This is a genomic window from Pigmentiphaga sp. CHJ604 (genome assembly GCF_036972535.1).
In the GTDB taxonomy this organism is placed as follows: domain Bacteria; phylum Pseudomonadota; class Gammaproteobacteria; order Burkholderiales; family Burkholderiaceae_B; genus Pigmentiphaga; species Pigmentiphaga daeguensis.
Window position 1 is genome coordinate 1,759,494 of sequence record NZ_CP136998.1, and the last position, 20,040, is coordinate 1,779,533.

The following is a 20,040-nucleotide window of genomic DNA, read 5'->3' on the forward strand; positions in this document are numbered from 1 at the left end:
ATGACGCATGACCAGGCGCCCGGAAGGCCGCCAACGACCAGCCTGACCGGAGCGCAGGTCCTGGTGCGCCTCCTGCAGGCCGAAGGGGTGCCCTATGTCTTCGGCATAGTGGGAGGCAAGCTGGCGCCCTTGCTGCACGCGTTATCGCGCTCGTCCATTCCCTTCGTGGGCGTGCGCCACGAAGCCGCGGGCGCGATGATGGCGGCGGCGGTGCGGGCCGGATCCGGCCGCGTGGCCGTGGCGCTGGGGGAAATGGGGCCCGGGGGCCTGAACCTCGCGTCCGGCGCCGGCGTGGCTTTCAATAACAATCTCGCGGCCCTGCTGATCACGACCAACCAGCACCGGGCCGCCGCCTATCCGCATCATGGCATGTTCATGGACATGGATACGCGGGCGGTGCTGGCGCCGCTGACCAAATGGAATGCCGTGGTCCATGATGCCCGCCGCCTTCCCGAACTGGTCAGGCGCGCCTTCCGCGAAGCGCTGGGAGGGCGCCCCGGACCGGTGCACCTGGACATTCCGCAGGATGTGCTGGCCAGCACGCATGATTGGCCGCTGGATGCCTTGGCGATCGCGCCGTCCCGCTACCGGGGCGTGGCCGGGCCGCGGCCCCCTGCGGCCCAGGTGCGGGAAGCGGCGAGCCTGCTCGCCCAGGCGCGCCGCCCCCTGATCGTCGCCGGCGGCGGCGTGGTCCAGGCGGGCGCCGCCGGCGGCGTACGCACGCTCGCGCAGCGCCTGCGCGCGCCTGTCGTGCCGACGCAGATGGCGCTTGGCGTCATATCCAGCGACAGCCAGCACTTCATCGGGCATGGCGGCTTGATCGCCGGCGCCGCGGTGGCGCGCGCGTTCGACCAGGCCGATGTCGTCGTCAGCCTGGGATGCAGGCATTCCTCATGGATGTGGGACGAGCGTGGTCCGCTCGTGCGCAGCCGGCACCGGGTGCTGAACGTCAATATCGATCCGTCGGCGCTGGGGGCGCCGGCGCTGCACGAGATCGGCATGCACAGCGATGTCCGCGAAGCGCTGGACGATCTGCTGGCGTGCCTGCCGCAAGAGCTGGCGGCGGTCGAGGACGGCTGGCTGGCGGGACTGCGGGCGGTGCGCGCCCGATACGAACAGGCCCTGGCGGCCATGGATGCGCCCGTGGGGCAAGCCATGCATCCGGCGGCGCTGGCGCGCGCGATCGGCCAGGCCATCCCGGACGACGCCGTCGTGGTCTTCGATGGCGGACATACGAGCTTCTGGAGCAATGACCTGACGCCGGTGCGCGAGGTGCGTTCCCGGTTCCACGAGCCGGGCATGAGCCACCTGGGATTCGGGTTGCCGTATGCATTGGCCCTGAAGCTCCTGCATCCGGGGCGCGCCGTGTTCAACGTCACGGGGGACGGTTCGTTCGGCTTCACGCTGCAGGAGCTGGATACCGCCCGGCGTCATGGCCTGCCCGTCGTCAATATCATCCACAACAACGAGGCCTGGGGCATCATCCGCGCAGGACAGCGGGCGCAGGCGGATTTCGAGCTGGGCACGGGGTTGGAGGGGACGGACTATGCCGCCATCGCGCGCGGATTCGGCTGCCACGGCGAAACCGTGGCGCAGCCCGGCGACCTGGCGCCTGCGCTGGAGCGGGCGCTGGCCTCGGGGTTGCCCGCGGTGCTCGATTGCCGCACGGCATTCGTTCCGCATCCGGCGATGGCGGCGTTCGGCAGCATGAACCGCTACGGATTCGAGGCGCTGACCCGGCCGGCCTGAGCGCGGCGGCGCCGGGCTACACGCCCAGCAGTTCGCAGGCCGCCGCGAACAAATCCTGCGCCGGATCGGCCAGCCGGTCGCAGATGTCCAGATGGTGGCAGTCGGGTATTTCCAGCGTGCGCGTGACGTTGCGCGGCCAGCAGGCGGCGATCAGCCGGTTCTGGCGGCGGAACTCGTCCGTTTCGGATGCCCCGACCGCGGCTATCAGCGGCACGCGGCGTTCAGGCACGAAATAGGCGGGCGACAGCGCGTCCACGCGCGCCGGCGTCAATTCGAGGTTGGCCAGGAACGGCGCCTTGGCGACCGGTTCGAGGTCGTACAGCCCGCTCAGCGCCAGGCCGCCGCTGACGAGGTCGGGCGGCAGGTCCGTGGACCAGGCCTGCCAGCGCGCGGCCAGCATCATCGCGGTCAACTGGCCGCCGGCCGAGTGTCCGCTGGTCACGATGCGGCGGGCATCGAAACCCAGTTCGGCGGCATGGCGGTACAGCCAGGCATGGGCGCGCAGCATCTGCCGCACGATTTCCTCGATGGGCGTGGCGGGCGCCAGCCCGTAGTCGACGATGGCGACGGCGGCGCCGCGCGCGACATAGGCGGGCGCGATCCAGGAAAAATCGGACTTGTTCAGCGCGCGCCAGTAGCCGCCGTGGATGAAGACCAGCAGCGGGGCGCCGGGCTCGCGCGGCGGAAAATAGTCCAGGGTTTCGGCCGGCGTTTCGCCATACGGCAGTCCCAGCTGCGCGGCTTGCGTGCGGCGGGCCAGCGCGCCGTCGGCGGCCCAGCGGGCGGTATAGGTGGGATGGTCGGGAATGCGGGCGAGGTTGTTGTACTCGTGTTCGCAGAATTCGGAGGTGAAGGCCGGATGGTCGTGCAGCGGATGGACGGGCATGGCGTGTAGGTCGGATCGGGACGGCGAAGGCCGGAAGCGGCGCCTGGGGCGCCGCCCGGCAGTTTAACCATTCCGCGCGGGGAAGGTCCCGTCCACGTAGTACCAGCGTCCGTCCTCGCGCACGAAGCGGCTGTTCTCGTGCAGCCGCTGGGCGCGTCCCGCCAGCCTGCTGCGGGCCACGAATTCCACCGTGGCGTGGTCGGCGTCCGCCTGCGCCGAGGCCCGCACCTCCAGGCCCAGCCACTTCAGGCCCGGTGGATCGGGTTCCAGGGCGGCCGGCCGGGTGGAGGGATGCCAGGTCGCCAGCACATAGTCATGCCTGCCGAGCACGTAGGCGCTGTAGCGGGACCGCATCAGCGCCGGCGCGTCGGGCGCCTGCAAATGGCCGGGACCCTGGTGCCACCGGCCGCAGCATTGCGCATACGGACGGGGCAGCCCGCAGGGACACAATTGGTCTACATTAACGCCTGACTTCATTTGCTCCGGTATCCGCCATGCTGTTTCTTCTTTCCCCCGCCAAGAAACTGGATTACGACACGCCCGCGCACGTCGAGACGTCCACCCAGCCCTTGTTCGTGGATCGCGCCAAGAAGCTCATCTCGGTGTTGAAAACCAAGTCCGCCGACGACGTCGCGAGCCTCATGGACCTGAGCCCGGCGCTGGCCGAATTGAACGTGGCCCGCTACGCCAAGTGGACGCCGAAGTTTACGGCGGAAAACGCCAAGCAGGCGGTGCTGGCCTTCAACGGCGACGTCTACGAGGGGCTGGACGCTGGCACGCTGACGGCCCGCCAACTGGACTGGGCACAAGAGCACGTGGTCATCCTGAGCGGCCTGTACGGCGCGCTGCGGCCGCTGGACCTGATGCAGCCGTACCGGCTGGAGATGGGGACGCGGCTGGCGACCCCCAAGGGCAAGAACCTGTACGAATACTGGGGCAGCGAACTGTCCGACTACCTGAACCAGCGCCAGGAGGCCGACCGGCATCCGGTCGTGGTGAACCTGGCTTCCGAGGAGTACTTCAAGGCGGTCGACCGCAAGGCGCTGAAGGCCCGCGTGATCCAGTGCGTGTTCGAGGACTGGAAGGGCGGGGCCTACAAGGTGATCAGCTTCCACGCCAAGCGTGCGCGGGGCCTGATGGCCCGCCACGCCATCGAGAAACGCATCGCCAAGCCCGAGGGCCTGCAGGGCTTCGATGCCGACGGCTACGGCTACGACGCCTCGGCATCGAGCCCGGACCGGCTGGTGTTCCGCCGCAAGGCGGCCTGATCCGGCTGCGGCTGGCGCAGCAGCCGCAGCCCGTTGAACACCACCAGCAGGCTGGCGCCGGCGTCGGCGAACACCGCCATCCACAGGGTGGCCTCGCCGGTGAAGGTCAGCACGAAGAACACCAGCTTGATGGCCAGCGCGAACACGATGTTCTGCCACAGCACCCGCGAGGTCCGGTGCGACAGGCGGATGAATTCGGGCAGCTTGCGCAGATCGTCCTGCATCAACGCGACGTCGGCCGTTTCGATGGCGGTGTCGGTGCCCGCCGCGCCCATCGCGAAACCGATGTCGGCGCGGGCCAATGCCGGGGCGTCGTTGACCCCGTCTCCCACCATGCCCACGGGCGCCGCCCGGCCCAGCGCCTCCACGGCGGCCAGCTTGTCGTCGGGCAGCAGGTTGCCCCGCGCATCCTCGATGCCCAGTTCCGCCGCCACCGCGCGCACCGTGGCGGCGTTGTCGCCGGACAGGACCACCGGCTCCACGCCCAGCCGGCGCAATTCGGCCACGGCGGTCCGGCTCGAGTCGCGGATCGTGTCGGCCACCGCCAGGATGGCCACGGCCACGTCGTCCTCGCACAGGATGACGGCGGTCTTGCCCTGGCGCTCCAGCGCTTCCAGTCCGGTTTCCAGCGCGTCGTCCGCCGCGCCCAGCTCGCGCGCCAGGCGCAGGCTGCCCAGCGCATAGGTCCGGCCCTCGATCCTGCCCGTGACGCCGCGCCCGGCCAGCGACGCGAAATCCTCGACAGGCAGCGCCGCGCCCGCGTGGGCCGATACGATGGCGTGCGCCACCGGGTGGGACGACAGCGCGTCCAGGCTGGCGGCCAGTTGCAGCGCACGGGCACGGGGCAGGGGCGAGGCGCCCAGCGTCACCACGTCGGTCAGGGCCGGCTTGCCGTGGGTGAGCGTGCCCGTCTTGTCCAGGGCCAGGCGGCGCAGGCGCCGTCCCTGCTCCAGGTACAGGCCGCCCTTGATCAGGATGCCGCGCCGCGCGGCCGAGGCCAGGCCGCTGACGATGGTGACCGGCGTCGAGATGACCAGCGCGCACGGGCAGGCGATGACCAGCAGGACCAGCGCGCGGTAGACCGAGTCGAGCCAGGCCATGTCGAACGCCAGCGGCCCTGCCACGGCGACGATGATCGCCACCACGAACACGGCGGGCGTGTAGACCTGGGCGAAGCGATCGATGAAGCGCTGCGTGGGCGCGCGCTTGCCCTGGGCGTCCTGCACGGTCTGCGCGATGCGGTCCAGCATGGTGTGTCCCGCGGCCGCCGTGACGCGGTATTCGAGCACGCCCTGCTGGTTGACGGTGCCGGCATACAGCGCGTCGCCTTCCTGCTTGGCCACCGGCATGCTTTCGCCGGTGATGGGGGCCTGGTCCACGCTGGACGCGCCGCCCACCACGATGCCGTCCAGCACGATGCGCTCGCCCGGCCGCACCCGCACCACGGCATCCACGCCGATCAGCCGCGCGGGCATTTCCTGCCACGAGCCGTCGCCCTGGCGGACCAGGCCGCGCTCGGGCGCCAGCGCCGTCAGGCTGCGTATGGCGTTGCGGGCGCGCGTCAGGCTGAGCGCCTCGATCATCTCGGCCACGCCGAACAGCCAGATCACCATGGCCGCCTCGGGCCACTGGCCGATCAGGGCCGCGCCGATCACCGCCACGGTCATCAGCAGGTTGATGTTGAGGGTGACATGGCGCAGCGCCAGCCAGCCCTTGCGCAGCGTGCCCAGGCCACCCAGCAGGATGGCCGCCAGCGCCAGCGCGGCCACGGGCAGCGAGGTGTCGGCGCCGGTGGCGTAGGCCAGCACTTCCGAACCGATCGCGAAGGCGCCGGCCAGGCCCATGCGGGCCCACGGCTGGCGCGGCGCGGCCTCGGCCGGCTGGTCCTCGGGCGCGGCGGCCGCGTCGATCGGCACCGGCGACATGTTCAGGCCGGCGATGGCCGCCATGATGGGTTGCGGGTCGTCCAGCACATGGCCGACTTTCAGCGTGCGGCCGATCAGGTCGAACGACAGCGTGCGCACGCCGTCCATCGATTCGAGCGCCTTGCGCAGCAGCCGTTCCTCGGTCGGGCAGTCCATCTGCTCGATCTTGAATAGAGACGTGCGCAGTCCTTCGTCCGTGGCCGGCAAGGCATCGCGCGGGCGAGTGGTTTCAGGCGCGGCTTCGTGGCCGTCGCCGTGGCAGTGTTTGCAGGAATCGGACATCCGTCTGCTCCAAAGGCGTTACGGATCCATTTGAAACCCTGTAGCCGGTATAGAGTCAAGCGGGGACATTGGCGTATCCTGGGAGGTGGAAACAGCCGCGGGGAATGCGATGAAGATAGGAGAACTGTCCACGCGGACCGGCACGCCGGTCGAAACGATTCGTTACTACGAGCGCGAGGGCCTGCTGCCGCCGCCGGCCCGCACGGCCGCCAACTACCGCATCTACGGCGAACCGCACGTGGAACGGTTGCTGCTGGTGCGCAACTGCCGCGCGCTGGACATGACGCTGGAAGAGATCCGGCGATTGCTGCGCTTCTGCGACGATCCCGCGGACAACTGCGGCGAGATCAACGCCTTGCTGGACGAACACATCGGCCACGTCGCCACCCGCATCGCCGAACTGAAGGCCCTGGAGACGACGCTGAAGACCTTGCGCAGCCAATGCTCGGACGAACGCGCCGCGCGCGATTGCGGCATCCTGCAGGGGCTGGCGGCCGCACCGGAGCCGGCGCGCCGCGACGCCGAGCACAAGCACGGGCTGCTGGGGCCGACCCACGGCTGAGCCGTCCGGCCTGTGCGAGCCTCCTTTTAGCGGGAACTGGCCCTAGTGCACCTGCGGGACCGTGGCGCGTATCAGCAGCGCGGTCTTGGCCATCTGCTTGATCTGGTAGGCGAGCTGCTGCAAGACCAGCACGCGCTCGGCGTCGGCCGGCGCGGTGCCGGCCTGGGCGGCCGCCACGGCGCCGTCCATGTCGCGGGTCAGCTGCTTGAGCTGGTCGTCCTCGTCCGGCTGGGGCGGCTTGCCGGCGTTGGCGTCGCGCAGCAGGCGGTCCACCGTCGCGACCGTCTCTGTCATCGGCGGCGGCAGCGAAGGCAGCGCGGCGATCAGCGGCGCCGCCGCGCCCACCTGCGCGGCCATGTCGTGCAACTGGATGACCAGGCTGTTCAACTGCGCCGGTGAACGCTGCTTGGACTTGGGCTCCAGCATCATCCGGTAGAACGAGTTGGTGAAGTTGCCGAACGCGATGTGCACGTTCTTGCGCGCCAGCCGGTAGTCGACGTTTTCCTGGTGCATCTCGACGTTGTCGACCGAAGTGCCGGCCAGTCCCAGGCTGGCCATCAGGTAATGGCGATTGGCCTCGATCGCGCGCCGCAGCAGCGGCCGCAGCATCCGGTATTCCCAATAGGGGAAGACGTAGCTGCAGGCCAGCGCGATGGCCGAGCCGACCAGCGTGTCGATGGCCCGCTCGCCCACCACCATGAGCGAGCCCGGCGCCAGGAAGTGGAAGCTCAGCAGCACGAAGGCGGTATTGAAGGCGGAGCTGCCGACGTAGTACAGCAGCACCAGGCTGTTGGCCATGACGACCGCCACGAACATCGCCGCCAGCAGCACGAACTTGTTGTGCACGAAGAACAGGAGGGCCAGGACCAGGGCGCAGCCGATCAGCGTTCCGGCCAGGCGCTGCAGGTTGCGCTGCTTGGACAGGGCGAAGCCGGGCTTCATGATGACGAGTATGGTCAGCACCACCCAGTAGCCGTGGATGGCATGGTGCGGCATCAGCCACTCGCTGGAGATGGTCATGCCTATCGCCGCCGCCAGGGTGACCCGCAGTGCGTGCCGGAGATACGGCGAGCTCCATCGGAAGTTGCTGCTCAGGCGGCCCAGCTTGAAGTCCTGGCGGGACAGGAAGCGCTGCAGCGAGGCGTCGACCTGGAGCGAGCCCGGTTCGTCCAGGTGAGCGACGTCGGTGTGGCGGCGCAGCCGGTCGACGATGTAGGCGGCGTTGCGGGCGCGGCGGAAGGTCGAGATCAGCGCGGCGTAGGCTTCCGGCTCGGCCTCGGGGAAGCCGCGCTGCTTGAGCAGTTCGATCTCGTATTCGATGGCTCGCACTTCGGCCTTGACGGTGACCCTGCTCTTGCTGGGCATGCCTTGCGTCACGGCCAGGCCCACGGCCTCGGTGTCCTGCGAGAGCTTGTGCAGCAGGTCGCGGAAAAAAACCAGCAGGTCGGAATCCTTGAACATCCTGCGCAGCAGCAGGTAGTCGGTATGGACCGCGACCATGGTCTCGTGCAGGTCGACGATGTCGATGAACAGATTGAACAGCATGGTCCGGTACTGGTCGCGCCGGCGATCGGAGCGGCGGGGCAGTTCGCGCAGCACCACGTCGCGCGCGGCTTCCTGCTGTTCGGCCACGGCGGCCTGGCGGGCGATCAGTTGCCGGTAGTTGTCTTCGATGTCGACGTCCGGATCGTAGAAGCGGGCCTTGGCTTCGAGGTACTCGGCCGAGGCGAAGATGCAGACGGCGATCGCCTGCTGCGCCTGCCGGTACCAGAGGAGCCGGTTCACGGCCAGGCTGAACGCCGTGTACCACAGGCCGCCGACCAGGACGGCGGCGGTGTGCAGGGCGGCGGCGCGCGCGTCCAGGACGTCGTGCATGGTCAGCGTCATCAGCAGCAGGCAGCCGAAGCCGATCAGCCCGCCCTTGCGGCCGTACACCGCCAGCAGCGAGAAGCCGAAGCACTGCGCGATCACCGCGATCCTCAGCGCCAGCGGGTAGGGCGAGGCGAGCGCGGTGATGGCCGCCGCCAGTGTGCCCAGCAGTGCGCAGCCCAGCATCTCGTTGCGCCGGTGCCGGAAGGGCCCGGGCTGGTCGACGATGGCCACGCACATGGCGCCAAACGTCGCCGCCAGCCCCAGGGCCGCGTGATGGAACAGCCCCAGCAGCACCAGAGCAGGCATGAGCACGCCCAACGCCTGCCGGATCCCCATGTAGAAGTACTGGCTGTAGATGAATTTCTTGATGTTCTTGGTGGAGTAATCCATCGAAGCGGATTCCGGGCGGTGTTCTGCGAGTCTATTGGAAAACCCGCCGGCCGGGGGAGGTCCCCGGCGCGATCAGGCGCCGCTGCCCGGCGGATGGTATTGGTACAGCCACGTCTCCGACAGCGTCAGTTCGCCGCTCTTCAGGTAGAGGCGCATCTCCACGGGGTCGGTGCCGTCCACCGTCAGGTCGAACTGGGCGCGCCAGTGGCCGGGGATGTCGTCGGGCACCGCCTCGACGTATACGTAGGAAAAGCTGCCGCGCGACGCCCACAGCACGGCTTCGGGCGCGACGCCGTAGGGCAGGCCGGCCAGCGGGCCACCCAGGAATTCCACCATGAACTTGCGCACGCCCTGCGGCCGAGGCTGGCCCGGCTGTCCGCCGTTGCCCAGGCGCGTGGCGACGCAGCGCGCGGTGGCCGGCGGGTAGGGCTCGCGGTCGGTCCAGTGCAGGCGGTACTTCAGCCGGTGCTCGTCGCCTTTTCTGGCCGGGGAGGCCGGGACCCACATCGCGACGATGTTGTCGTGGATCTCGTCATCGGTGGGAATCTCCACCAGGTGCACGGCGCCCGGGCCCCAGTCCCCCAGCGGTTCCACCCATAGCGAGGGGCGGCGCTCGTAGTGGACGCCGTCCAGGTAGTGGTCGAAGTTCCGGTCTCGCTGGAGCAGGCCGAAGCCGCGCGGATTATCGTCGCCGAACGCCGAGGCCATGATGCGCGGCGGATTGTTCAGGGGCCGCCAGATGTACTCGCCGCCGCGGGTCCACATCGCCAGCCCGTCGGAGTCGTGCACCTCGGGCCGCCAGTCGATGGCGGTGGGCTTGGAGACTTCCGAGAACCAGTACATGGACGTCAGCGGGGCGATTCCCAGGCGCGCGACGTCCCCGCGCAGGAACAGGGCCGCGTCGATGTCCATCAGCACCGCCTTGCCGCGCGTCATGTCGAAGCGGAAGGCGCCCGTGATGCTGGGACCGTCCAGGCGGGCGTAGACCGTGACGGTATCGCTGCCGGCCGCCGGCGGGACGAAATAGATGTGCGTGAATGCGGGGAATTCCTCGGCGCGGTCGGGGACGGCGATATCGATCGCGATGCCGCGCGCCGACAGGCCGTATTGATAGAGTTCGCCGATCGCGCGGAAGTAAGAGGCGCTCAGGAACGCGACCCAGTCGTTCGTGCGCCAGTCCGGCGCGGCCGGGCCGGCCACGCGGCTTTCCTGGAAGCGGAAGCCGGCGAAGCCGATGCCGGGGGGCAGCGCGTGGGCGGGGCTGTCGGCGGGCATGTCGAAATAGCTTTCGTCGTACAGGATCTCGCGCGCCTGGCCGGCCCCGTCTCCGTCCAGGACGTACATGCGCACCGGCGTGGGCGAGAACCGGCCCAGGTGGAAGAAGGTGACCGGAAACCGGCCCGGGCCGTCGGCGAACAGGGCATGGTCCGGCTTGAAGCGTATTTCTCCCACGGCGGCATAGTCCAGGCGTTCCAGGATGGGCCAGTTCGGCATGGGCGTGGCCTGGAACGGGCGTGTGGCGGCCTCGCGCGCTTGGCGCACAAGGTGGTCGAACGAGAAAGGCGCGCGTGCGCCCAGCCTGAGCGGCGCCGCCGCACCGGCCGGTGCGTAGCCCATGGCGGCCATGGCCAGGGCGCCGGCGGTAACGAGAAAGGTACGTCGGTCGGTCATAGGGGGAGAGCCATCCGGTTTCATCGGCGTGCCCAATTTTTCATCACGTCGGGTAAGTCGTTGGTGAAAAAAGGTTTTTTTGTGTAGTCCCACGGCTGTCCCCAAAGTTGTCCACACCGGGGGTGGGTAACTTGGGACAGCGGACCGCGCGTTCGTCAGGAGCGGACAGGCAGCAGCCGGCGGGACAGGATCACGAAACCCGCCGATGCGGCGATGGCGGTAAGGAGCAGCGTCATCGCGGCGGTCATGGGACCGGCGTGGTCGGTGATGAAGCCCAGCAGCATGGGCCATGCGTTGCCGATGTAGCCCGCGATGTAGAACAGCGAGACCATGAGGCCGCGCCGCTGGGGCGGCGCGATCTGGTTGACGATGCCCGCGGCGCCGATGAACGCCGCGCCGAACCCCAGGCCGGTGACCAGGACCGCCAGGCCCATCAGCCAGGCCTGGGTGGCCAGCAGCGAGGCGACGGCGCAGGCCAGTCCGCTGGCAAATACCACGTTGCCGTAGCGGAAGGCGGACGTGCTGGACGTACGCTGGCTGAGGAATTGCGCGGTGCCGGCGCAGGCCGCCAGCAGCGAGCTGGCATAGCCGCTGAGCGCATAGTCGTGGATGCCCAGCAGTTTCTCGCCCAGCGACGGTCCCATCGCCATCAGCGACGAGCCGACCCCCCAGACGATGGACAGCGTGATGCAGCAGAGCAGCATCAACTGGGTGACGCGCCGGGCGGGCAGGGCGCGGGCGGACGCATGCACGGCCTGCGGCGAATGCTGCGCCGGAGCCGGCGGGGCGGTCCGGCGCAGCGGCAGGCGCCACAGCCCATGACCGACGGCGAGGGCGATCGAGACGATGACCAGGAAAGGGAGGACGGTGGGGTAGAGCCCCGCTTGCAGGGCCACGCCGCTCAGGATCGGCCCGAGGATGGAACCCAGCGTGAAGGCCGCCGTGCCGAACAGCGCGGCGCGCTGCTTGTGCTGCGGCGGTTCCAGATCGAGCAGCGCGGCGTTGGCCGCGCCGGTCAGCGTGCCGGTGCCCAGGCCCGCCAGCAGGCGGCCTGCCAGCAGCATGCCCAGGTTATGGGCGAGGGCCAGCAGGATCGCGCCGGTCGCCACCATGGCCAGCGCGGGCAGCAGCAGCCGGCGGCGGTCCGCGACCCTGTCGGCCAGGCGGCCGCCGACGAGCAGCGCGCTCAGCACGCCGACCACATAGGCGAAGAAGATCGCCGTGGTGGTGAACGAGGGCAGGTGCAGTTGCGCCTGGTAGAGCGGATAGAGCGGCGTGGGAACGCTGCTGCCCATGACGCCGGTCATGAGCGAGATCGTCACGAGCGCGCGGGCTTTCCAGAGCGAGCGCGTCGATGCCGGAAGCGAAGGGGAGTCGGAGTTCAAGCGGCAGGGCTCAGGATGGGGCGGCGGGCGGTGGAGTCCTTGCCGCCGGCCGGAATACGAGAGCGCACTAGTCTACACCCATTCATGGATGGGCTACGGGTTTACCATTAGTCGGGCGCTCGGTTGATCTGGCGTCCCATGCCTTTCATAATCGGACGGCGGGTACGGCCATCGCGGCCTGCGCCCCCGCGCCCCGCCTCACCTCTCCCCTGGAGCATGCCATGAAGCGAATGGACACCGAACGTCAAGGCAAGTTGAAGAAGCGCCGCGCGGCCCCGCTGGCCACCCCCACCGACCTCGGCGCGGAAGCGACGCGCGAACTCAGCGGCGTGCTCAACGGTATCCTGGCCGACGTCTTCGCCCTGTACCTGAAGACCAAGAATTTCCACTGGCACATGAGCGGTCCGCACTTCCGCGACTACCACGTATTGCTGGACGAGCAAGGCGTCGAGATCTTCGCCATGACCGACGTCATCGCCGAACGCGTGCGCAAGATAGGCGGGCCCACCATCAAGTCCATCGGCCATATCGCCAAGCTGCAGCGCATCCTGGACAACGACGCGGACTACGTCCAGCCGCTGGACATGCTCGCCGAGCTGCGCGAGGACAACAAGACCCTGGCCAGCCACCTGCGCGAGGCGCACGAGATCTGCGACACCCATCGCGACATCGCCACCGCCAGCCTGATCGAGAACTGGATAGACGAGGCCGAGCGGCGCACGTGGTTCCTGTTCGAGGCCAGCCGCAATTCCGACGGCACCGGGCATTGACGGCGGGACCGGCCCGCGTCACAGCAGGGGTTCGATGGGCAGCCATGACATCAGCCGGATCGCCAGCCGCTTGAGCAGGCCGGTGCCGGGTTCGGTGTCGTGCCGGATGGTGCGGCCGTCCCGGCGCTCGAGCCAGTACAGGCCGCCTTCCGGCGCCAGGCCGACCTCGTAGGCACTGTCCGGTATGGTGGTGTCGAATGCCTCGGAAATCCGGCTGGCGAGCTCGGGGCTGTCGATGACGAAACCCAGCTCCGTGTTCAGGTTGGCCGAGCGCGGATCGAAATTGAAGGATCCGATGAAAGCCCGGGTACGGTCCACGCCGAAGGTCTTGGCGTGCAGGCTGGAGCCCGAACTGCCGAACAGCGGCTTGCCTTCGGGCCTGCCGCTGTGGTGCGAGTTGCTGCGCATTTCATACAGGCGCACGCCCGCCTCCAGCAGGTCCTTGCGCCGCCGGGCATAGCCCGAATGCACGACAGGCACATCGGTGGCCTCCAGCGCATTGGTCAGCACCCGCAGCTTCACCCCCTGTCGCGCCATGGCCGCGAAAGCTTCGGTCCCCTGGGCGCCCGGCACGAAGTAGGGCGACACCAGGTCCAGTTCCTTTTCCGGCGTGCCGATGATGGCGGCCAGTTGATGGGCCAGCAGTCCATCGGGCGTGGCCTGGCCCTGCGCCTTGGCCGGGTCGTCGCTGACCATGCGCGCGGGGGCCCAGGTCAGCGGCAGCGTGCCCGCCAGCAGGTCGCGCACGAAGGGTTGCTCGCGCATGGCCCGCACATAGGCGGCCGCGGCCGGGCTGGCCTCGATCGAGGCCGAATCGGTCGCCAGCTCGTCCAGCCTGGCGGCCGGGACGGGAGCAAGCAACTGGGCGACCGGATAGGCCGAGACGCTGGCCCAGTAGCGGTCGAAGTCCGCCGAGACCTCGTTCACGATGCCGCCCACGGCCAGCACGTCGAGGTCGGCGAACAGCACGCCATCGGTGGCGCCGAAGTATTCGTCGCCGATGTTGCGGCCGCCCACGACACAATGCCGTGGCCGACTATGGCCCGGACGAGCCCCGCCTGATCAAGCGCTGCCAGGTCATGGCCGACCGGTATTTCGTTGCGGCGGCATGACGCTGGAGACCACGAGGAGGAGACCCCAATGAAAAAGACATCGACACTGTTGCTGGCCGCCACGCTGGCCGCCGCCGCGGGATCGGCCGCCGGCGCCTATCCGGACCGGCCCATACGCATGATCGTCGGCTTCGCGGCCGGCGGGCCCACCGACGTGATCGCCCGGGTGCTGGCGCAGGAAATGACGCGTTCGCTGGGGCACCCCGTGGTGGTGGAAAACAAGGCGGGCGCCAACTCGCTGATCGCCACGCGCGAGGTGGCGGCGGCCGGGGCGGACGGATACACCGTGCTGTTCGCCTCGCTGTCGCACAACGTCAACTGGCTCCTGCTGGGCGCCAAGGCCGGCTACGACCCGCTGAAGGACTTCGCGCCGGTTTCCAACGCGGCGTCGCTGCCCATGGTCGCGGTCACCGCCTACCAGTCGCCCATCCAGTCCATGAAGCAGTTGATCGAGCAGGCGCGCGCCAAGCCGGACACCATCAGCTATGGTTCCGCGGGCAACGGCGGGTCGGCCCACCTGGCGGGCGCCATGCTGTCGACCATGGCCAAGGCGCGCATGATCCACGTGCCGTTCCGCGGCAACGGCCCGGCGCTGACCGAGGTCATCGCGGGGCGCGTCTCGTTCATGTTCTATCCCATCATAGGCGTGGCCGCCAACGTCCAGGAGAAGCGCCTGAAAGTGCTGGCGGTGGGGACGCCGCAGGCCGGCGCCGAGTTTCCCGGCGTGCCCACGATGGCCGACGTCGGCTTCCCCGACTTCCAGGACACGGCGCCGTGGGTGGGATTGCTGGCGCCGGCCGGCACGCCGCAGCCGGTGGTGCGGAAGCTGAACCAGTCCATGGTCGACGCGCTGCGGCAGCCCGACGTGCAGAAGCGCCTGAAGGAACTGGGGGCGGAGGTCATCGGCGATACGCCCGAGGCGTTCGGCAAGTTCCTGGTCCAGGACCAGAAGCGCTGGGCCGAGGTGATCAAGGCCGCCGGCATCACGGCGGAATAGGCGCGAGGCCATGACCGGACTGCCACGTGCCTGCAGTATCGAAGACCTGCGCCGCGCGTCGCGGCGCCGCCTGCCCCGCGCCATTTTCGATTTCTTCGACGGTGGCGCCGAAGACGAACTGACGCTGGCCGACAATTGCGCGGCCTTCCGGCGCGTACGGCTGGCGCCACGCGCGCTGGTCGACGTCTCGGCGGTAGACACCAGCGCGCGGGTACTGGGCGCCCCGTCCAGCCTGCCGCTGGCCGTCGCACCTACCGGCGCGGTGGGGTTCGGCCGCCGCGGCGGCGACATCGCCATCGCCCGCGCCGCCGCCCGGGCGGGCGTGCCCTATACGCTGTCGACCTCGGCCACCGCCTCGATCGAGCAGATCGCCGATGCCGCGCCGGGACGTCTGTGGTTCCAGGCCTACATCCTGCGCCACCGGCCGTTGCTGGAGTCGCTGATCGCCCGCGCGCGGGCGGCGGACTACGAAGGCCTGATGATCACCGTCGACCTGCCCGTGGGCGGCAAGCGCGAGCGCGACTCCCGCAACGGCCTGTCCTTCCCCTTCCACTACACCGCGCGCAACCTGCGCGACTTCGCCAGCCGGCCGGTCTGGGCGCTGGACATGCTGTGCCGCGGCCTGCCCGTGATGGAAAGCCTGAAGGGCCTGGAAGCGCCCGGCGCCGACGCCACGCGCCTGGCCTCGTCGGTGGGCCGCAGCTACGATCCCTCGTTCGACTGGGCGCGCCTGGAGGCCCTGCGCGACCAGTGGCCGCGCAAGCTGATCGTGAAGGGCGTGCTGCGCCCGGACGACGCCGACAGGCTGGCGCGGATGGGCTGCGATGCCGTGGTCGTGTCGAATCATGGCGGCCGGCAACTGGACGGCGCGGCGGCGACGCTGGACGCACTGCCCGGCGTGACGCAGGCCGCCGCCGGCCGCATGGAGGTGCTGGTCGATGGCGGCGTGCGGCGCGGCGGCGACATCCTGAAGGCGCTGGCGCTGGGGGCGAACGCCGTGCTGGTGGGGCGGGCCACGCTGTGGGGCGCGATCGCCGCGGGCGAGGCGGGTGCCGCCCGTGCGCTGGACATCCTGCGCGAGGAGTTCCAGCGCGGCATGCAGCTTTGCGGCGCCCGCCGCGTGCCAGAGATCGGTCCGGATCTGTTGTTCGAGGCGCCACGCACGTATCGAAAAAATACGGTATAGTTGCTGTCTGCACGTGGGGCGGTAGCTCAGCTGGGAGAGCGTCGCGTTCGCAATGCGAAGGTCGGGAGTTCGATCCTCCTCCGCTCCACCAAGGTTTCATTCAAAAACGACGTACTGCATCTTGCGATGCGGACGTCGTTTTTGTTTTGGGCAATGCCTTCGATTTTATGTAATGAATATGAGACATTATGTTGTTCTGACCTCGTAATGTCTCAAATAAAGAGCATGGGCTTGCAGTTGCTATAATGTCTGATATACGATTCATTATCGCGTTTTTCGCTGATAGTGTCCCGGATATAGAACATGAACCTTGCCGAGTTGGGGGAAGCCTTCCGTAGCGCCCGCATGGCGGCCGATCTGACTCAACAGCAGGTCGCCGAGATGAGCGGCGTGGCGCGCGGCCGCATCAGCATGTTCGAGACGGGGGCGTTACCTGAAATCGGCGCAGTCAAAATGCTGAGCCTTTTCGACGCCGTGGGGCTGGAGTTGATCGCCCGTCCGCCGGGGCATCAGCGCACGCTCGACGACGTTCTGGCCGAGCCTGCCGAGGCGGGCGATACCTCCATGCGCCAGCGGGTGCGCAAGCGCTCCGCGCGCGGCCCGAAAACCACGAAGCGCCAGCCATGAGCCGCGCGACGCTCGATGTCCATGTGAGCGGCGAGCTGGTGGGGACGCTTGCCGAGGAAGCGGCCAGGTATGTCTTCAGCTATTTGCCCGATACGCCGCCGGATCGCTTCGTTTCGCTGCTCATGCCGGTGCGGGCGGCATCGTACGACTGGAAAACGCTGCACCCCTTCTTCCAGATGAATCTGCCGGAGGGCTTCAAGAAAGACCTGATGATTCGCCGCCTGGGCCCGCATGCTGACGTCAGCGATTTCGGCCTGCTTGCGCTGACGGGCGCCAACACGATCGGACGCGTCCAGGTGGTGCCGCGAGGCGCCACGCTCGCTGCGGCCTCCAGCAAGGCCGACATGGCCGGACTGCTCGCGTCGGCCAATTCGCGGGAAAACCTGCTGCGGCTGCTGGAGGGCGGGGTGGCGGAAGGGGTGTCCGGCGTCATGCCCAAGGCGCTCGTGCGGCCCGAGGATAGGGCGACGGTCTGGACGGACGAGTTCATCCTGAAGACGGGTTTCGATGATCTGCCGGGACTGGCGATCAACGAGTTCCTTTGCCTCGAGGTCGCCCGAGAGGCCGGTCTCGAGGTACCCGAGACCAGGCTGTCCGACGACGGGCAGGTACTGGCGGTACGACGCTTCGACCGTACCGCCGACGGCCGGATGCTTGCGGTCGAGGACTACTGCGCGCTCAAGCCCAATGACGCCGTCAATAAATACAAGGGGACGCTGGAGGACCTGGCCAAGCTCACCCGCGCCTACGTGCCGCGCGCGGCATTCAAGGAGGCGGCACGCCGCCTCTATGCGTTGATATTGCTGAACTACGCCGTTCGCAATGCCGATGCGCATCTGAAAAACTTCGCGCTGGTCTATACCGACGTCGACGACGTCCGGCTGGCGCCGGTCTACGACGTCCTGAGCAGCACCGTCTATCCGAGGTTTGCGACGAACCTGCCCGCGCTGCCCGTGCAAGGCAAGCGCGTGTGGGCGTCGGGCAGCATGCTTGCGATCTACGGGGCCACGCGGCTGGGCCTGAGCAAGGCGGACATGGACGAGGCGCGCGAACGGATCACGCAAGCCGTGCACAAGATCGCGCCGATGATAGCTGGTCATGCCGCGCGTTACCCGGGTTTTCGCGATGTTGCGCAGAACATGCTGGCCGCGTGGGGGGCCGGGCTGGCGGACATAGGACCCCGCGCCAAGCCCGGAAAGCGCGTTCCCGTTAGTGCGGCTTGACCGCCACCTTCAGCACATTGTCCCGCTGGTTGGCGAACAACTCGTAGGCCGCCACGATGTCGTCCAGCTTGAACTGGTGGGTCACCAGCAGCCCCAGGTCCAGGCGTCCGGATTCCAGCACGTTGATCAGCCGCCGCATCCGTTCCTTGCCGCCCGGGCACAGCGCGGTATTGATCTTGTGGTCGCCCAGCCCGGCGGCGAAGGCCGACAGCGGCAGGGTCAGGTCCTCGGAATAGACGCCCAGGCTGGACAGGGTGCCGCCCGGCTTGAGCACGCGCAGCGCGGACGCGAAGGTCGACTGGGTGCCCAGGGCCTCGATCGAGGCGTCCACGCCGCGGCCGCCGGTCAGCTTCATGATCTCGTCCACCACGTCGCATTCGCGGAAGTTCAGGGCGACGTCCGCCCCCAGCTTGCGGGCGATGTCCAGTCGGTGCGGGTTGCCGTCGACGGCGATGATGGTCGTCGCCCCCGACAGCCGGGCGCCGGCGGTGGCGCACAGGCCGATGGGGCCCTGGGCGAACACGGCCACGACGTCGCCGATGCGGATGTTGGCGTTCTCGGCGCCCTTGAAGCCGGTGGACATGATGTCCGGGCACATCAGCACCTGTTCGTCGGTCAGGCCGTCCGGGATGGGGGCGAGGTTGGCCTGGGCGTCGGGCACCAGCACGTATTCGGCCTGGGTGCCGTCGATGAGGTTGCCGAAGCGCCAGCCGGCGGTGGCCTTGTAGCCGTGGCAGCCGCACAGGCCCTGCGGCACCAGGTAGCTGCCGTCCTGCGAGGGCGCGCCGTCCTGGGCGGCGTAGGAATTGAAGTTGGGGCAGATCGCGCCGGCGATGACGCGCTGGCCTTCCCGGTAGCCGGCCACGGCGCTGCCGAGCTTCTCGATCACGCCCACCGGCTCGTGGCCCACGGTCAGGCCCGGCGCGACGGGGTATTCGCCCTTCAGGATGTGGATGTCGGTGCCGCAGATGGTGGTGGTGGTGATGCGGACCAGGGCGTCGTTCGGGCCCACGTCGGGGATGGGCTTGTCCGCGATCTCGATGCGCCCGGGTGCAACGAACACGGCGGCTTTCATCATGGCAGTCATCGTCAGGCCTCCGGAAGGTAAGGGGGGAGGAAACATTACACAGGAGATCTTCGACAGTCTGATTGATACAGATCAGTCGCGGCCATGATTTGAAGGAAACAGTGGGTTACCCGGGCCATTGGCAATATGCTTAAAACCCATGTTCATAAGATGCGGCCAATTTCGCCTTACTGCCCGCTAATCCGCATAAAATCTAAGGTTTACGTCCGACGGCCAGTCCTGGTTTGGTAAACTGGCCCGACTATCTAGATGGGATCCGACAGGCCATGGCCGCTTTCAATACCGAACGCGTCACGAGCGTTCACCACTGGAACGAGACGCTTTTCAGCTTCAAGACCACGCGCGATCCCGCGCTGCGTTTCCACAACGGCCATTTCGTCATGATCGGCCTGGAAGTCGAAGGCAAGCCGCTGATGCGCGCCTACAGCATCGCCAGCGCCAACTACGAGGAACACCTCGAGTTCCTGAGCATCAAGGTGCCCAACGGCCCGCTCACGTCGCGCCTGCAGCACCTGAAGGAAGGCGATTCCATCCTGGTCAGCCGCAAGCCCGTCGGCACCCTGGTGGTGGACGACCTGCTGCCCGGCAAGAACCTGTACCTGTTCGGCACGGGCACGGGCCTGGCCCCGTTCATGAGCATCATCAAGGATCCCGACGTCTACGAACGCTTCGAGAAAGTGGTGCTGGTGCATGGCGTGCGCTGGGTCAGCGAACTGGCCTATTCGGACTACATCGGCAGCGAACTGCCGGGCAACGAATATTTCGGCGAAATGGTGCGCGACAAGCTGATCTATTACCCCACGGTCACGCGCGAGCCGTTCCGCAACCAGGGCCGCATCACCGATCTCCTGACCAGCGGCAAGCTGGCGGCGGACATCGGCCTGCCTCCCATCAATCCCGAGCACGACCGCGCCATGCTGTGCGGCAGCCCGCACATGCTGGCCGACGTCACCGCCATCCTCGATGGCCTGGGCTTCAAGGCGTCCGAGCATACCGGCCATGCCGGCGACTACGTGGTCGAGCGCGCTTTCGTCGAAAAGTAAGCCGG

General features: G+C 68.3%; 16 protein-coding genes, 1 tRNA gene and 1 pseudogene. 10 read left to right on the forward strand and 8 right to left on the reverse strand.

The genetic code is table 11. From position 1 onward, the window contains the following. A complete protein-coding gene (locus R4823_RS08490; RefSeq protein ID WP_087838179.1) occupies nucleotides 1–1,749 on the forward strand; it encodes a thiamine pyrophosphate-binding protein in 1,749 nt (582 codons plus the stop codon). Between the two features lie 16 nt (nucleotides 1,750–1,765). On the opposite strand, the gene R4823_RS08495 is transcribed toward R4823_RS08490, so the two are convergent. Both R4823_RS08495 and R4823_RS08500 read right to left on the reverse strand, forming a co-directional pair. After that, complete coding sequence (locus R4823_RS08495; protein WP_087838180.1) at nucleotides 1,766–2,635, reverse strand: alpha/beta hydrolase; 870 nt, start codon at nucleotides 2,633–2,635, stop codon at nucleotides 1,766–1,768. A gap of 63 nt (nucleotides 2,636–2,698) precedes the next feature. Then, entirely contained in the window at nucleotides 2,699–3,112 is a 414-nt protein-coding gene (locus tag R4823_RS08500; protein ID WP_087838181.1) for a YchJ family metal-binding protein, read from the reverse strand. A 17-nt stretch (nucleotides 3,113–3,129) separates the two neighbouring features. On the opposite strand from R4823_RS08500, the gene yaaA reads away from it, so the two are divergent. Continuing rightward, the gene (gene yaaA, locus R4823_RS08505; protein ID WP_087838182.1) at nucleotides 3,130–3,903 is read left to right on the forward strand and encodes a peroxide stress protein YaaA; all 774 of its coding nucleotides are present in this window, start codon (nucleotides 3,130–3,132) and stop codon (nucleotides 3,901–3,903) included. On the opposite strand, the gene R4823_RS08510 is transcribed toward yaaA, so the two are convergent. Then, on the reverse strand, nucleotides 3,846–6,110 hold the full coding sequence (locus R4823_RS08510) for a heavy metal translocating P-type ATPase (protein ID WP_087838183.1): 2,265 nt from the start codon (nucleotides 6,108–6,110) through the stop codon (nucleotides 3,846–3,848). The two genes, yaaA and R4823_RS08510, sit on opposite strands and share 58 nt — an antisense overlap. Before the next feature lie 109 nt (nucleotides 6,111–6,219). Between R4823_RS08510 and cadR the strand changes: the two genes are divergently transcribed. Continuing rightward, complete coding sequence (gene cadR, locus R4823_RS08515; RefSeq protein WP_087838184.1) at nucleotides 6,220–6,672, forward strand: Cd(II)/Pb(II)-responsive transcriptional regulator; 453 nt, start codon at nucleotides 6,220–6,222, stop codon at nucleotides 6,670–6,672. A gap of 42 nt (nucleotides 6,673–6,714) precedes the next feature. On the opposite strand, the gene R4823_RS08520 is transcribed toward cadR, so the two are convergent. The 3 genes from R4823_RS08520 to R4823_RS08530 form a co-directional block, all read right to left on the reverse strand. Continuing rightward, complete coding sequence (locus tag R4823_RS08520; protein ID WP_338618237.1) at nucleotides 6,715–8,934, reverse strand: FUSC family membrane protein; 2,220 nt, start codon at nucleotides 8,932–8,934, stop codon at nucleotides 6,715–6,717. Between the two features lie 72 nt (nucleotides 8,935–9,006). Further along, a complete protein-coding gene (locus R4823_RS08525; protein ID WP_338618238.1) occupies nucleotides 9,007–10,605 on the reverse strand; it encodes a glucan biosynthesis protein D in 1,599 nt (532 codons plus the stop codon). Between the two features lie 155 nt (nucleotides 10,606–10,760). Continuing rightward, a complete protein-coding gene (locus R4823_RS08530) occupies nucleotides 10,761–11,927 on the reverse strand; it encodes an MFS transporter (RefSeq protein ID WP_132980376.1) in 1,167 nt (388 codons plus the stop codon). Nucleotides 11,928–12,211: 284 nt separating this feature from the next. On the opposite strand from R4823_RS08530, the gene R4823_RS08535 reads away from it, so the two are divergent. Next, entirely contained in the window at nucleotides 12,212–12,760 is a 549-nt protein-coding gene (locus R4823_RS08535) for a DNA starvation/stationary phase protection protein (RefSeq protein ID WP_087838189.1), read from the forward strand. Between the two features lie 18 nt (nucleotides 12,761–12,778). On the opposite strand, the pseudogene R4823_RS08540 reads toward R4823_RS08535, so the two are convergent. Further along, a pseudogene (locus R4823_RS08540) lies at nucleotides 12,779–13,780 on the reverse strand (phospholipase D-like domain-containing protein); the annotation flags it as partial. A gap of 120 nt (nucleotides 13,781–13,900) precedes the next feature. On the opposite strand from R4823_RS08540, the gene R4823_RS08545 reads away from it, so the two are divergent. The 5 genes from R4823_RS08545 to R4823_RS08565 all read left to right on the forward strand — a co-directional run bounded on the left by R4823_RS08545 (nucleotide 13,901) and on the right by R4823_RS08565 (nucleotide 17,905). Continuing rightward, nucleotides 13,901–14,869 (forward strand): tripartite tricarboxylate transporter substrate binding protein, encoded by a 969-nt coding sequence (locus R4823_RS08545; protein ID WP_087838191.1) that lies wholly within the window; start codon nucleotides 13,901–13,903, stop codon nucleotides 14,867–14,869. A gap of 10 nt (nucleotides 14,870–14,879) precedes the next feature. Beyond that, complete coding sequence (locus R4823_RS08550) at nucleotides 14,880–16,055, forward strand: alpha-hydroxy acid oxidase (RefSeq protein ID WP_087838192.1); 1,176 nt, start codon at nucleotides 14,880–14,882, stop codon at nucleotides 16,053–16,055. A 15-nt stretch (nucleotides 16,056–16,070) separates the two neighbouring features. Continuing rightward, nucleotides 16,071–16,146: transfer RNA gene (locus tag R4823_RS08555), tRNA-Ala, on the forward strand. 212 nt (nucleotides 16,147–16,358) lie between these two features. Beyond that, a complete protein-coding gene (locus R4823_RS08560) occupies nucleotides 16,359–16,682 on the forward strand; it encodes a helix-turn-helix transcriptional regulator (protein ID WP_087838193.1) in 324 nt (107 codons plus the stop codon). Then, the gene (locus R4823_RS08565) at nucleotides 16,679–17,905 is read left to right on the forward strand and encodes a type II toxin-antitoxin system HipA family toxin (RefSeq protein ID WP_130360014.1); all 1,227 of its coding nucleotides are present in this window, start codon (nucleotides 16,679–16,681) and stop codon (nucleotides 17,903–17,905) included. The genes R4823_RS08560 and R4823_RS08565 overlap by 4 nt, the downstream gene beginning before the upstream one ends. Here the strand turns inward: R4823_RS08565 and R4823_RS08570 are convergent. Continuing rightward, nucleotides 17,892–18,992, reverse strand: a complete 1,101-nt coding sequence (locus tag R4823_RS08570) for an NAD(P)-dependent alcohol dehydrogenase (RefSeq protein WP_338618244.1) — start codon at nucleotides 18,990–18,992, stop codon at nucleotides 17,892–17,894. The two genes, R4823_RS08565 and R4823_RS08570, sit on opposite strands and share 14 nt — an antisense overlap. 266 nt (nucleotides 18,993–19,258) lie before the next feature. Between R4823_RS08570 and R4823_RS08575 the strand changes: the two genes are divergently transcribed. After that, entirely contained in the window at nucleotides 19,259–20,035 is a 777-nt protein-coding gene (locus tag R4823_RS08575; RefSeq protein WP_087838207.1) for a ferredoxin--NADP reductase, read from the forward strand. Nucleotides 20,036–20,040: the final 5 nt, after the last annotated feature.

What these genes read in the sequence shown, in the direction of transcription:
- R4823_RS08490 (WP_087838179.1), top strand. Translation starts at nt 1, where the DNA reads ATGACGCATGACCAGGCGCCCGGAAGGCCGCCAACGACCAGCCTGACC.
- R4823_RS08495 (WP_087838180.1), bottom strand. Translation starts at nt 2,635, where the DNA reads ATGCCCGTCCATCCGCTGCACGACCATCCGGCCTTCACCTCCGAATTC.
- R4823_RS08500 (WP_087838181.1), bottom strand. Translation starts at nt 3,112, where the DNA reads ATGAAGTCAGGCGTTAATGTAGACCAATTGTGTCCCTGCGGGCTGCCC.
- yaaA (WP_087838182.1), top strand. Translation starts at nt 3,130, where the DNA reads ATGCTGTTTCTTCTTTCCCCCGCCAAGAAACTGGATTACGACACGCCC.
- R4823_RS08510 (WP_087838183.1), bottom strand. Translation starts at nt 6,110, where the DNA reads ATGTCCGATTCCTGCAAACACTGCCACGGCGACGGCCACGAAGCCGCG.
- cadR (WP_087838184.1), top strand. Translation starts at nt 6,220, where the DNA reads ATGAAGATAGGAGAACTGTCCACGCGGACCGGCACGCCGGTCGAAACG.
- R4823_RS08520 (WP_338618237.1), bottom strand. Translation starts at nt 8,934, where the DNA reads ATGGATTACTCCACCAAGAACATCAAGAAATTCATCTACAGCCAGTAC.
- R4823_RS08525 (WP_338618238.1), bottom strand. Translation starts at nt 10,605, where the DNA reads ATGACCGACCGACGTACCTTTCTCGTTACCGCCGGCGCCCTGGCCATG.
- R4823_RS08535 (WP_087838189.1), top strand. Translation starts at nt 12,212, where the DNA reads ATGAAGCGAATGGACACCGAACGTCAAGGCAAGTTGAAGAAGCGCCGC.
- R4823_RS08545 (WP_087838191.1), top strand. Translation starts at nt 13,901, where the DNA reads ATGAAAAAGACATCGACACTGTTGCTGGCCGCCACGCTGGCCGCCGCC.
- R4823_RS08550 (WP_087838192.1), top strand. Translation starts at nt 14,880, where the DNA reads ATGACCGGACTGCCACGTGCCTGCAGTATCGAAGACCTGCGCCGCGCG.
- R4823_RS08560 (WP_087838193.1), top strand. Translation starts at nt 16,359, where the DNA reads ATGAACCTTGCCGAGTTGGGGGAAGCCTTCCGTAGCGCCCGCATGGCG.
- R4823_RS08565 (WP_130360014.1), top strand. Translation starts at nt 16,679, where the DNA reads ATGAGCCGCGCGACGCTCGATGTCCATGTGAGCGGCGAGCTGGTGGGG.
- R4823_RS08570 (WP_338618244.1), bottom strand. Translation starts at nt 18,992, where the DNA reads ATGACTGCCATGATGAAAGCCGCCGTGTTCGTTGCACCCGGGCGCATC.
- R4823_RS08575 (WP_087838207.1), top strand. Translation starts at nt 19,259, where the DNA reads ATGGCCGCTTTCAATACCGAACGCGTCACGAGCGTTCACCACTGGAAC.